This window comes from Candidatus Nitrotoga sp. AM1P (assembly GCF_013168275.1).
In the GTDB taxonomy this organism is placed as follows: Bacteria; Pseudomonadota; Gammaproteobacteria; order Burkholderiales; family Gallionellaceae; genus Nitrotoga.
In genome coordinates this window covers 1,564,255-1,577,342 of sequence record NZ_AP019547.1, presented here as the reverse complement: position 1 = coordinate 1,577,342, position 13,088 = coordinate 1,564,255, and the positions used below count along the sequence as shown (strand labels likewise).

At 55.4% G+C, this 13,088-nt stretch carries 12 protein-coding genes; all 12 read left to right on the top strand.

Annotated features, from left to right (window positions below):
- Window positions 1-3: 3 nt before the first annotated feature.
- The 12 genes from W01_RS06965 to W01_RS14175 all read left to right on the top strand — a co-directional run bounded on the left by W01_RS06965 (window position 4) and on the right by W01_RS14175 (window position 13,064).
- Complete coding sequence (locus tag W01_RS06965) at window positions 4-1,752, top strand: eCIS core domain-containing protein (protein WP_173053291.1); 1,749 nt, start codon at window positions 4-6, stop codon at window positions 1,750-1,752.
- 2 nt (window positions 1,753-1,754) lie between these two features.
- On the top strand, window positions 1,755-2,174 hold the full coding sequence (locus W01_RS06960) for a hypothetical protein (protein ID WP_173053289.1): 420 nt from the start codon (window positions 1,755-1,757) through the stop codon (window positions 2,172-2,174).
- Between the two features lie 13 nt (window positions 2,175-2,187).
- A complete protein-coding gene (locus tag W01_RS06955; protein WP_173053287.1) occupies window positions 2,188-3,492 on the top strand; it encodes an eCIS core domain-containing protein in 1,305 nt (434 codons plus the stop codon).
- A gap of 59 nt (window positions 3,493-3,551) precedes the next feature.
- Complete coding sequence (locus W01_RS06950; protein ID WP_173053285.1) at window positions 3,552-4,892, top strand: eCIS core domain-containing protein; 1,341 nt, start codon at window positions 3,552-3,554, stop codon at window positions 4,890-4,892.
- A gap of 159 nt (window positions 4,893-5,051) precedes the next feature.
- A complete protein-coding gene (locus W01_RS06945; RefSeq protein WP_173053283.1) occupies window positions 5,052-6,725 on the top strand; it encodes an eCIS core domain-containing protein in 1,674 nt (557 codons plus the stop codon).
- 219 nt (window positions 6,726-6,944) lie between these two features.
- The gene (locus tag W01_RS06940; RefSeq protein WP_173053281.1) at window positions 6,945-7,601 is read left to right on the top strand and encodes a CIS tube protein; all 657 of its coding nucleotides are present in this window, start codon (window positions 6,945-6,947) and stop codon (window positions 7,599-7,601) included.
- Complete coding sequence (locus tag W01_RS06935; RefSeq protein WP_173053279.1) at window positions 7,601-7,966, top strand: LysM domain-containing protein; 366 nt, start codon at window positions 7,601-7,603, stop codon at window positions 7,964-7,966. Before W01_RS06940 ends, W01_RS06935 begins: the two co-directional genes overlap by 1 nt.
- Window positions 7,956-9,098, top strand: coding sequence for a hypothetical protein (locus W01_RS06930; protein ID WP_173053277.1), 1,143 nt, complete (start codon window positions 7,956-7,958; stop codon window positions 9,096-9,098). The genes W01_RS06935 and W01_RS06930 overlap by 11 nt, the downstream gene beginning before the upstream one ends.
- Window positions 9,095-9,610: a phage baseplate assembly protein V gene (locus W01_RS06925; RefSeq protein WP_173053275.1), complete on the top strand. Its 516-nt coding sequence runs from the start codon at window positions 9,095-9,097 to the stop codon at window positions 9,608-9,610. The genes W01_RS06930 and W01_RS06925 overlap by 4 nt, the downstream gene beginning before the upstream one ends.
- Before the next feature lie 13 nt (window positions 9,611-9,623).
- Window positions 9,624-9,941 (top strand): hypothetical protein, encoded by a 318-nt coding sequence (locus tag W01_RS06920; RefSeq protein ID WP_173053273.1) that lies wholly within the window; start codon window positions 9,624-9,626, stop codon window positions 9,939-9,941.
- A 7-nt stretch (window positions 9,942-9,948) separates the two neighbouring features.
- Window positions 9,949-10,317: a GPW/gp25 family protein gene (locus W01_RS06915; RefSeq protein ID WP_173053271.1), complete on the top strand. Its 369-nt coding sequence runs from the start codon at window positions 9,949-9,951 to the stop codon at window positions 10,315-10,317.
- Window positions 10,314-13,064, top strand: coding sequence for a putative baseplate assembly protein (locus W01_RS14175; protein WP_320416776.1), 2,751 nt, complete (start codon window positions 10,314-10,316; stop codon window positions 13,062-13,064). The genes W01_RS06915 and W01_RS14175 overlap by 4 nt, the downstream gene beginning before the upstream one ends.
- The last annotated feature ends 24 nt before the right edge of the window (window positions 13,065-13,088 follow it).

Below are 13,088 nucleotides of genomic sequence, written 5' to 3'. Positions count from 1 at the left end.
TTAATGAGTACCGCTGCACCACTGCAGAACATTGCTGCTAAATCACCGATCGTGAGCAAACCGCCTCACGCGGGATTGCTGTTGCAGCGCAAATGCGCTTGTGGCGGGTCGGCAGACTCGTCATTAACGGGTAAATGCGAGGTATGTAAGAGCGAACGTTTGCAAACCAAACTTAGTATGGATACGGATACTGCCCCCGCCAGCGTAGAGCGTGCCCTTGCCAGCTCCGGCAGGCCGCTTGAACCCGTGTTGCGGCAGGATATGGAACAGCGCTTTGGTCATGATTTTTCCGGGGTGCGTGTGCATTCCGGCTCGGCTGCCGCGCAATCGGCTCGTGAATTGAATGCTCTAGCTTACACCGCCGGACGCGATATAGTTTTTGATACGGGCAAGTTTGCTCCGAGTACAAGTGATGGACGCCGATTACTTGCCCATGAATTGACACATGTTGTGCAACAGCGCGGCCAACGGGTTGCTACACAGATGAAACTTGCGGTGAATACACCGGGCGAGGCCGGAGAGCGTGAAGCCGACGCTGCCGCCGATGCAGTCATACAGGGGCGCAGTGTTCCTTCCATCACACATGGGTTTCCGAGTATTCAGCGCAAATGTCGTGCCGCCGAACTCGGTGCTCCCACTCCTGATTGCATGCCAAGTCAACAGGGCGTAGTTGGTTGGCAGTTTCAGTTCAAGGTGGGTTGCGATGATCTTCTCTCAGGCGAAGAAGCCAAGATCACCAAGCCCAAGGTGGGAAACCATCTCAAGATTCACGGTTTTGCCAGCCAGGAAGGCGATGCCGGTTTCAACAATGACCTGTCATGCCACCGGGCTAATCGGATTGCCGACATGGCGCGCAAGTTGCGGGCCGACTGCCCTGTGATCGGCGTATTCAAACATGGCGCATCGCCTGTGTCCGCTCCAGGCGTGGTAAAAGATATGAACCCGCCGGATTTTTGGCGCAGTGTAATCATCGAGGAAGTAAAACCGCCGCTGGAATCGGGCGAACTTTGGTTGGATCCCAGTTCGAGTATCTACAAATCTTGGGCTTTGTACCAGCGAGCCAAAGTCAATCCGACACAACCGAATCTGATGCTGGTCTTTGCATGGCGTAGCGAAGTAAAGGATTGGCTGACGAGCATAGGCAAAACGCTGGCCCCGCAGGGTGCCAAGCTGACACGGCGCAATTTGGATGATTATCGGCGCATTTATGCGTCTGCCGAACAACTGTGGATAGCAAGTGATCAATTGCTCGCGCAGCACAAGTATCCTGAAGCAGATAAGGACACTTATAAAGATTGGGCGGTAGGCAGCGGTAAAGATCAGGGTGATAAGATTCACGCCAAAAACGTTCCCACTACGGCCAAATATCACATAGATATCTTTGGCGAGGGTTACTTCAAAGGGGCGGTCAACATTGGCATGGCCGAACGCACCAGCACTACCGGTATCAACAACTCGCGCGTGCCTAATCTGATTTACCGCAGGTTTTCCGCTAAGGACACCACGCTACCGATCGCCGACCGCGCTGCGGATTTGGTCACTTCCGAAAATGGTCCCATTGGGATGCCGGGCCTCGCCGAAGAGATTGCCCGCATCATTGCCCCTGGAGGCACTATTGTGCTTAAGAATCCGGTGAGTGAAGAGGCCAGCCACGATAAGGTCGCCAAAGCGACGGGAGGTACCGTTAGTAAGGTACATAACAACGATAGCGTAGAAACCGTAGAAACGACGATCGTCGTTCCGGGGCCATAACCATGTCCTATAAAGTCACCCGTGATCAGGAGGGTTGTCCGAGTATTACTTTAACGGACGAACCATCCTATGCTCATGCGTTGGATGCGGCTCCTTCTGCGCGGGAACTCGAACTCAATACCGGCAATTGGCTAGTAATGGCCTTCGCCGTTTGGAGCATACCAGACAACTTAGCCATCCAAACTGCTCTTGATGTAGCCAAGCGCTTCAGCGGAAAACTCAATCTTGGACTACGCCCCTTCGATGATATGGAAGAGGTCGGCACTTGGTGTCCCGACTTAGAGTACGGTGGACAAAGTCCGCTTTGGGTGTTGCTCCGTGATGGCGAGGTATGTCTGAAGCGCAGTGGAATTCTTGCAGTTGATGAGCTGGTCGAGGTGATTGGCGAGGCCGATGATCTGCAAATTGCGCAATTGGTGTAGGGAGGCATCGGTCATGAATAGAGCTACTGTAGCCCAGCAAGCCAAAACGGCAAGTTTTTTGCCGCCTGCTCAAGGCCTGCTCCAGCGTAAATGCACTGGCGGCAATCATACGATTGCAGGCGGGGAGTGTGCGGAGTGTGCGAAAAATAAAACGGGTTTACAACGGAAATTTGCTATTGGACGAAGTAATGATCCGCTGGAACAGGAAGCGGATCGGGTTGCGGAGCAGGTGATGGCAGCACCGTCACATTCCGCAGTCAGCAGTACACCACCACGTATCCAGCGCTATGCGGGGCAAGCGACCGAAGGATTGGATATTGCGCCAGCCAGCGTAGACCGCGTGCTTTCTGGTTCCGGTAGGCCACTGGATGCGGCGACACAGCAGGATATGGGGCAGCGTTTCGGTCATGATTTTTCACAAGTGCGGGTGCATTCAGGTGCTGCCGCTGAACAATCTGCGCAAGACGTCAATGCCCACGCGTACACGGTGGGATATAACCTCGTGTTCGGTGCGGGGCAGTTTGCGCCAAGGTCGCACGCAGGGCGCCGCTTGCTTGCCCATGAGCTAGCGCATGTGGTACAGCAAACCGGCTCGGCAGAGTCTTCATCTACCGTTGTCACGGGCAAGAACCGCACGCTTTCCAGATATCGCGATAAAGGCAAGGACACGATCGCCTTCGACGCAGCCAACGAAACCCTTAAGGATCCAAAGACCCAGCCATGGATCGACAATATCACCGTTGCTTTTGACACGGCTGTCGTTGATACCGGGCATGCGGCAGACGCGAAAGCTGCCGGGCAACTGGAACCACGTATGCCCACCGGGACGCTGACCGCCAAATACAGTACCAAATCGAGCAAGGTTCTGTCCGATGTCGTGCAGCCGATAGCCGGTGGTTCTACGATGCTCGGCATTGGCTTGACCGATCGGGTGAAGGACTCTGAGGTCAAACGATTGGAGGGGCTGGGTTACATGGATTCCGAGAATGTCCGTCTCGGCAACCTGAAAGATCCCGTCGCAAAAACTGGCAAGGGCGCACGCTACTCAAAAAGTGGCGCCGGCAGCATGAACTACGCGATTTTCTTCAAGGGTATTCAGGCAATTCATGAAGGACTACTGAATACCGGTTCGCATGCTTGCGTGCATGTCGGCACCCAGTCCAAGATTCGCGATATTAACTACCACTCGCGGATTGGCATCACCACGGTGACGGTAACTTACGATAACGCGGTACTGGATGATCTATGCTGCCATCGGAAGAAAACCGGCAATGCTAACTGGAATACCAATCCCTGTGAAAAAGTGAAATGCCCTTAACCGATGACTATCAATCAAGTTCAATCAAGTAAAGACTTCGACTATCAGGAGATGAAGTAATGAGTACCGTTGCACCACTACAGAACACTGCTGCCAAGTTACCGCTCGTGGGCAAATCGCCGCACGCGGGATTGCTGTTGCAGCGCAAGTGCGCCTGTGGCGGGTCGGCGTCATCGTCATTAAGTGGTGAATGCGGGGAATGCAATAAAAAACGTTTGCAAAAGAAACTCAGCATAGGTGCTAGTAACGATCCGCTGGAACAGGAAGCGGATCGGATTGCTGATCAGGTACTGGCAGGGCCAGCAAATTTCACAGTCAGCCAGGTACCACCGCGCATTCAACGTTTCACGGGGCAATCCTCCGGGGAGGTGGATACGGTGCCCGTCAGTGTCGAGCGCGTGCTTGCTGGTTCGGGTAGCCCGCTTGATACGGCATTACAGCAAGACATGGGGCAACGCTTTGGTCATGATTTTTCGCAGGTGCGCGTGCACACTGGCCTGGCTGCCGAGCAATCAGCGCGGGACGTGCATGCCCATGCCTATACGGTGGGACACAACATTGTGTTTGGGGCAGGTGGATTCGCGCCGGGGTCGCAAGAAGGGCGCAAACTGCTTGCGCATGAATTAACACATGTGGTGCAGATGGAACGGACACCCACTCAGATCAAGCGCAAGATCAGAAGTGATCCCCAGGCCTCGCTTAATAAATTCTTATCTGGAAAGGGGGTGCAACATTACACTGAAAGTAACAAAGTTTACGAACGTCCCAAAGGAGGAGCTGTGAATTTCGAACAGGAGATACTCATCGACATGCTGGCTTCACCGCGCATCTTTAACGTCGAAGGCGGCAGTGACTCAGTTGCAGCATCCAATCTGAACAACCACCTCAAAGCGCGGATTGGCATTGTCTTTTTTGCAGGGCAAAAGAAATACAACTTCGCCGCTTTGGCCGGATGGTCGATGAATCCTAAATATTATGAGTGGGATGTCAGCAAAGGAACCTGGAAGATGAAACCCGATGTGAATCGTCAAGAGGCTTGGGATGATCTTAATGTTAATGCAAAACTTTACGCAATCGGCTGTGCGGCGGCGACGGATCTGACGATGAAAGGAGGCAGCAAGGGTGCGGACATTATTGACAAGCCCAGCAGCGACATTAATGATTGGGTGCCCGGTGAAGCTGGTTACATCGAGAACACGAATTACCCACCAGGTGGCGGCATCGGCGTGATGGGGGAGAATCTTATATACACCGGTAACGGAAAGTTTTGGGGACATCTGCCCGGTACAGATACTTACCGTACTCTTCCCGAGTGGATCAAGGAAGTTCATAGCTGGCATAAAGGTGCCAAAGTGCTCGACAAGCGTGAATTGCCAGCAACGGGATTAATGGACAAATAAGTTGAAATTTCAGCCAAATGGGATCAATGGGGTTGAGGGATCAATGGGGTCAGACTCGATTGACAGTGAACAATCATAATTGGAACAAGGGAGAGCTTATGTTAGTCACGCAAAAGAAAAGCAATTGAGTAAAGACCTCGACAACCAGGAGATGAAGTAATGAGTACCGCTGCACTACTACAGAACACTGCTGCCAAATCACCGCTCGTGGGCAAATCGCCTCACGCGGGATTGCTATTGCAGCGCAAGTGCGCCTGTGGCGGGTCGGCGTCATCATCATTAAGTGGTGAATGCGGGGAATGCAATAAAAAACGTTTGCAAAAAAAGCTAAGCATAGGCGCTAGTAACGATCCGCTGGAACAGGAAGCGGATCGGATTGCTGATCAGGTATTGGCAGGGCCAGCAAATTCTAAAGTCAGCCAGGTACCACCGCGCATTCAACGTTTCACGGAGCAATTCTCCGGGGAAGCGGATAGGGCGCCCGTCAGTGTCGAGCGCGTGCTTGCTGGTTCGGGTAGCCCGCTTGATACGGCATTACAGCAAGACATGGGGCAACGCTTTGGTCATGATTTTTCGCAGGTGCGCGTGCACACCGGCCTGGCTGCCGAGCAATCAGCGCGGGACGTGCATGCCCATGCCTATACGGTGGGACACAACATTGTGTTTGGGGCAGGCGGATTCGCGCCAGGGTCGCACGAAGGGCGCAAACTGCTTGCGCATGAATTAACGCATGTGGTGCAGCAATCAGGCCCGGATGAAAATACAAGAGGTGCCAGACAAAGCGATGAAAAACGGGGTTTGCCGCCACTTTCCATGTCGGCCATCTCGCACGGCGGTTTAATCTTGTCTCGGCAGGAAGATCCCGCATTAAAACAGATGCTTGACGATGCAGATAAGGTGCCAGGTCCATCGGCGAATGTTCCTGGCGAGCCCGAAGATAAATTCAAGGAAGCAGACAGCAAGCCAAGTGGGCGGTTAAAAAATTCTGCCCCTGCAACGTGGGGTTGGGGGTCTCCCGAGACGGATAATTTGTACCAAAAATGTACGGTCGCTCCAATGGCTCGGGAACGGTTTATTCAGTTTAGAGCGACCTTGCCAAAAGGACCTCCGCATCCCCAGCGTAAAAACCCCAGTGAGGGCCCGGCTTTTGTTCTTGGGGCAACCTGGCCTGATGTTGCAGTTGCGATAGCTCCCCGGATTGCCGCAGAGCCTGTGCAGGAGGATGGCAAGACTCTCTATAGGTTGAAACCAACGTACGCTGGGATGGCCCCGATCAAGTCCGCTTCAACACAGGCCGGGACCTTTCAGGAGGGTATAACTACATTTATGGCCTATGACAGTGACAGAAAAAGAGTGTGCCCGGATCTGAGCGGCAGGGCTCCTTTATTTTGGAACATAACAGAAGGTGGCGCGAAGAAGATTTGGGCAGGGGAAATGGAGCACTGCAGCGACATCCGCGCAGCCTTTGAAGTGACATTAGCTTTGTATGCCTCAGTCATCAACAACGAGGCAGCAGCAGAGCGTAGGTACCGGACGGATAAAAGTGTGATCGATGAAACAAAAAAACGGCTTAATAACATACCGCTAGACCCTGTGGATATGCTGAACACATACGGTAGGGAGATAGAAAAGACGCGATTACGGGATACGCTGCATTGGCACGATGGCGTAGCCAGCAGTTCTTTAAAGCCGCAGGACAATAGCTGTAAGGGATTTCTGGGGACTTTCAGCGCAACTTCATTTCCAGAGATAGGAGATGGGCCGGGAGAGGAGAAGCATCCGCCGCAAGAAGTAATTCAAGGGTCGGCTGGCAATACAAAGGGAACGCCGTAGCTATTTTGAGGATTATTCGGATTCGATTGATGATAAAAAACTGTAATTGGATTGAGAGAGAGCTTTTATGTTGATCATACTCAAGAAAATAAATCCGCAGGCAAGAGTCACAGCCTTACACGGGGTATTTGATCAATGCGCTGTCTTGCATGCTCAGTCTGATGCACACGTTACCGGACTACAACTTCATACTGAATTGACAAACAGGTACCTGATGCCATGAGCGGCTATTCGAATTCCCCAAAAGTTCTCAAAGGTGGCATTGTGCTGATCGATGCCGAATCGGGCCGGGTACTGCGCATCATATCGCTACAGTACAACCCGGAAAAAATGACGCGCACCCTGCAAGTACAGGGTGCCGGCGGCGAGGGTGGTAACCGCTCGGAGGCTATGCGCTTCAAGGGTCCGGCGGTGGAGACGTTCAAGCTGGAGGCGGACATTGATGCTGCGGATCAATTGGAATTTCCCGATCAACATCGCTCCGTGGTGGAAAACGGCATTCAGCCGCAAGTGTCGGTGCTGGAATCGCTGGTCAACCCGACCAGCAGTCAGTTGCTCGACCGCAATGCAATGTCACAGTCCGGTACGCTGGAAATTGCGCCGATGGAGGCGCCCCTGGCCCTTTTTGTGTGGGGAAAAAATCGTATCGTGCCGGTGCGAATTACGGATTTCAGCGTGACCGAGGAAGCCTTCGATCCATCCTTGAATCCGATCGTCGCCAAGGTAAGCATCGGCTTTAGGGTGCTGAACGTGGACGATCTCGGTTTCAGTCATAAGGGCGGCAGTTTGTTCATGAGCTATTTGCAAAACAAGGAACGGCTTGCGGCTAAAGCCCAGGCGGGCACTTTCTCCACGCTGGGAATAGGAGGTATTTGATGATAGATCCGATCCAGGCTTTTATGCAGGCGAATTCTCTGGTCACTCCCCTGTTTCCGCCTGAGAGCCGTTACCACGGTATCGCAGCGGTGCAATCCACTCAGCCGGATGGCACGGTCGTCGCGTATCTGAAGCGCCGCTTCGTGCCGCCACCGGAGAATTTCTCGCTATTGCAGGAGCACATGGTCACTGCGGGTGACCGGCTGGACAATCTTGCCGCGCACTATATCGGTGACCCGTCGCAGTACTGGCGAATCTGCGATGCCAACGGCGTCATACGCCCCGAAGAATTGACGGAAACTGCGGGCAAGCGCCTGCGCATCACCTTACCAGAAGGCGTTCAGGGAGTGACCGATGCTGGCTAAAGGGATACATCTCACGCTGATGATCGGCCCTATCGTACCGGTGCCGGTACCGCAGATGGTGATGAATGCGCTCGATAGCGTGCAGGTCACTACGGCGGCAGGCGCGGCGAGCGGCTTCCAGATGAGCTTCCAATTCAGCAGTAAGTCGGAGCTGAACACGTTTTTCATTATCGCCGGTGCTATGAACAGAGGTCCCGCTACGCCGCCGCTGCGAGTCATGCTGATTATTACCCTCAATGGTACGCCACAACCGTTGTTTGACGGGGTGATGACGAATGTAGAGGTGCAGGCGGGAAGCAACGGCGCTCCCGGTACGGTGACGGTTACCGGGGAGGATCTTACGAAGGTCATGGATATGCTCGATTTTAGCGGTCTGCCTTACCCTGCATTGCCAATCGAGGCGCGCGTGGCGCTGATTTGCGCCAAGTATGCGGCCTTCGGCTTGATTCCGCTGATTATTCCGGTGTTGTTTCCCGATGTTCCCATCCCGGTGGACAAGATTCCCGCCCATAAGGGCACTGACCTTCAATATATTCAGCAGCTCGCTGAAGAGGCCGGCTACATTTTTTATATCGAGCCTGGGCCGGCGGCGGGTACCAACATCGCTTATTTTGGGCCCGAGATCAAAGTGGGCGTGCCGCAACCGGCGCTAAACGTGGACATGGACGGGTTAACCAACGTTGAGAATATGAATTTTTCGTTCGATCCGACAAAGGGTGTGCTGCCGGTCGTGTTCATCCAGAACCAGCTTACGCGCTTCCCGATTCCGATCCCGATTCCCAACATCAATCCGTTGCAGCCACCGCTGGGAGTGCTTTCTACAACGCTCAGCAACCTCAAGATACTGAAGGACACGGCAAAGATGAACCCGATGCAGGCGATTTTAAGAGGACTCAATGAAGCGAAGAAGTCGCAGGACTCAGTCAGCGCCACTGGCAGCATTAATGTGCTGCGCTACGGTCGACCATTGAAAGCCAGACAACTGGTCGGCGTGCGTGGCGCAGGCATCGCCTATGATGGCCTCTATTTCGTAAAAAGTGTCACCAGCACACTCAAGCGCGGCGAGTTCAAGCAAAGTTTCAACTTGACGCGCAACGGTCTGGTTTCAATTACACCGAGGGTTCCCGTATGAGCGACAGTGGCAATTTTTATGGCAAGTACCGCGGCATGGTACTCAACAATATAGACCCGATGCAGATGGGACGGTTGCAGGTACAGGTGCCTGATGTGGCGGGCCTTATTCCCACAACCTGGGCGATGCCCTGCGTGCCGCTGGCCGGGATAAATATGGGCATGTTTGCGTTGCCTATGATCGGTAGCGGTGTATGGGTAGAGTTTGAACAGGGTAATCCGGATCACCCGATTTGGGTTGGCTGCTTCTGGGGCAGTGCCGCAGAGCTGCCGGTGCTGTCACGTATGGTGCCGCCCGCAGTGCCTGGCATCACGTTGCAGACTCCGTTGAAGAATGGCCTGGTTATTAGTGATGTACCCGGTCCCACTGGAGGTATTCAGTTGCAAACCACGACCGGTGCCATGATCTCGGTGACCGATATCGGCATCATGATTTCTAACGGCAAGGGCGCAGTGATCAATCTCACTGGTCCGACGGTGGACATCAATCTCGGGGCACTCACGGTGATATAAGGAGAACGCTACTATGCCCGCACCCATCCTTCATCTTGGCGCCACGATAACCTGCATGCATGCAGGGCCGGCGACCCCGCTCACGCCATTTCCACGCGTGCTGCTGAGCGGTCAACCGGCAACCACGCTGACCTCGCCCTATGCGATTACCGGCTGCGCTCTTACTGGTACACCGAATCCACCCTGTGTCACCGCGCAGTGGGTGGTGGGTGCAGTACGGGTGCTGGCTGGCGGTGTGCCAGTGCTGATACAAACCGGGCAGGCGGTATGCGTGCCTACCGGCACCGGCTTGTTGCCGTTGGTGGTACAACCCAGGGTGCTCGCGACATGAGGTACTTATGAGCCAGATTGACTATCCCTTCCAATTTGACGGCCGTGGCCGCACCGCGCAGACGGATGAGTCCGGCTACATTCGCGACCTCATCGAGCAGGTTTTACTCACTGCGCCGGGCGAACGCGTGATGCGTCCTACTTTTGGCAGTGGCGTGATGCAATTGGTGTTCGCCGCCGCCAGCCCTGAAGTGGCGGCGACCACGCAGTTCCTGATTCAAGGCGCTTTGCAGCAATGGCTGAGCGATGTCATCACCGTGGATACCGTCGACGTGCAGGCGCAGGACGGCGCCTTGCTCATTACTGTGCAATATGTAGAACGCCGCACACAAACTCGCGGCGTGGCGCAGATCAGCGCACCGGGAGGCGGCTCATGAAATATTACTGCTGCGACCAGCGCCGTCGCGAAATAGTGAAGTTAAACGGCACCCTCAATGGCCTGGAATATCTGGAGGTGCATGACAGCGGTATTTCCGGCGATTCCACGCGCCAGCTCACGCTGTTCGTGAAATTCCTGCGGGCAGTGCCCGCCACGCTCGGCAAGGATAACTTCCGAATCGAAGGCGGCGAACGCATCAAGAGCGTTGACATCGAGTGGGTTGCAATCGCCAATGCGCTACCCGCCAGTGAACCGCCCAGCCTCGTTGATGGTTTCGTGCCGCTCAATAAATTCATGGTGATCCGCACCAAGATTTACGGCGATTTTTCGCAGTACACGCTACGCCTGCTGAGCGGCCCCGGCAACGATACGCCGCCGGCTGGTTTTGATCCGCGCTTGAGCGAGATTCAGTTCTCGTTCAAGGTGCAGTGTGAATCGGATTTCGATTGCGCCAGCATTACTCCCTGTCCTACGTCGCCGGCGACGAATCCGCGCCTCGATTATCTTGCTAAGGATTACGCCAGCTTCCGCCGCCTGATGCTGGATCGCATGAGCGTGCTCATGCCGGACTGGAGTAGCCGCAACGCCGCCGATATCGGCGTAACCTTGGTGGAAATGTTGGCCTATGTGGGCGATCAGCTTTCCTATCAGCAAGATGCTGTTGCCACCGAAGCTTATCTTGCTACTGCGCGCAAGCGCATCTCGCTACGCCGTCATGCGCGGCTGGTGGATTACAGGGTGCACGAGGGCTGCAATGCCCGCGTGTGGGTGCAACTATTCGTCAACGACGACGGTGTAAACATTCCACGCGGCACACCGTTGCTCACGCGTGTGCCCAACACGCTCGAGCGCATTGCCCCGTCCAGCGACCAATTGCGCGATGCCTTGGCCAACGGTGCGCTGGTATTCGAGACGGTGGAAGACACTTTGCTTTATCAGGATCACGAACGCATCAGTTTCTATTCCTGGGGCGAGCGCGAATGCTGTTTGCCCAAGGGTGCGGTGCGCGCGACGCTCAGTGGACATTATCCTAATCTCAAGGCGGGCGACGTGTTGGTGTTCGCGGAAGAATTCGGCCCGCGCACAGGATTTGCCGCAGATGCAGACCGTGCGCATCGCTGGGCAGTGCGTCTCACCGACGTGCGTTTGGATAGCGACCCCTGCGGAGGTTTGTTCCTGCCAGTACCTAACAATAATCCGCTGGATGTCACCGAGATCCGCTGGACAGAACAGGATGCACTGCCGTTTCCATTATGCCTGTCAACCATCACTGACCTGGATCACGGCGCGACTTATCTCGGTGAGGTGAGCGCGGCCTACGGCAACATCGTGCTGGCCGACCATGGCCGCACCCTGACGGGCGAAGATTTGGGTGCTGTGTCTGCCTCACAACTCACCCTTACATCCAAGAGCGACGTATTGAGTTGCAAGCGTCCGCCCTTACAGGCCGTGCCCCCTCGTTTCCGGCCGCGACTTGCGGAACGTCCGCTCACGCATGCTTTGCCGCTCATCGCTTCGCCGTTGTTCGGCTTCACCGCGACAGCGGCCATCGTCACCGCATTGCAGACCCGCAGTTTTACACCGGCACTGCACGACGCCTTGCAGGCGCAGGGCGTGCTGTTGCAGGCGGGGCCGGTGGTAGTGCAAGGCGGCGATGGCATATGGTCGGTGTCTGACGGCGTGAGCGCCTATCGCTTGCGGCTGGACAGCGGCCAAGTGCAGGTGTCACCGCTGGCCGATGCCGCCGCATTGATCACCGCCGCCGCGCCGCAGCGTGCGCGTCCCGCCATTTCTCTCGCCAGCCATTTTCAGGGCACGCCAGACACGTGGTTGCCGTGCCCCGATCTCCTCGCCAGCGATGCCGAGGCGAGCGAATTTGTGGTGGAGAGCGAACACGACGGTAGCGCCTTGCTGCGTTTCGGAGATGATTATCATGGCAAGCGCCCCGACGTCAGCACCACATTTAGCGCGAGCTATCGCATCGGCAACGGCGTGGCAGGCAACATTGGTCTGGAGTCTATCGCACACATCGTCAGCAACGATGCACGGCTGTTGCGCGCGTCGAATCCACTATCGGCCCAAGGCGGCAGCGATCCTGAGAAGGCCGAGGACATCAGGCGCGATGCGCCAGAAGCATTTCGCACGCAGGAACGCGCGGTCACCCCGGCGGATTATGCCGAAGTTACCGAACGTCATCCCAGCGTACAGCGTGCCGCCGCCACCTTCCGCTGGACCGGCAGCTGGTACACGGTGTTTCTCACCGTTGATCGAAAGGGTGGCGGCGAGGTGGATGCGGTCTATGAGCAAACCATCCGCGACCACGTCGAGCGCTATCGCATGGCGGGCTATGACCTGGAGGTGAATGGCCCAAGCTATGTGCCTCTGCTGCTGGAAATGACGGTATGCGTCAAGCCAGATTATTTCCGCGCCGATGTACGCGTCGCGCTGATGCGCGTATTCAGCCGTGGCTGGTTGGTTGATGGCACGCCTGCCTTGTTTCATCCCGATAATTTCAGCTTTGGCCAGGCGGTCTATCTCAGCGCGCTTTATGAAGCAGCACAGGCGATACAAGGCGTGGCCTCGGTGGTGATTAACGCTTTTCAGCGTCTGCGTGCGCCACCGGATTCCAAACCCATGGATGACGGCGTGCTAACGATTGGGCGACTGGAAATCGCGCGACTGGACAACGATCCCAACTTCCCTGAACGGGGTGTGTTGAAGCTCTCGATAGGAGGCGGCAAATGAGCGGCGAAGAACAATCATCGCAAG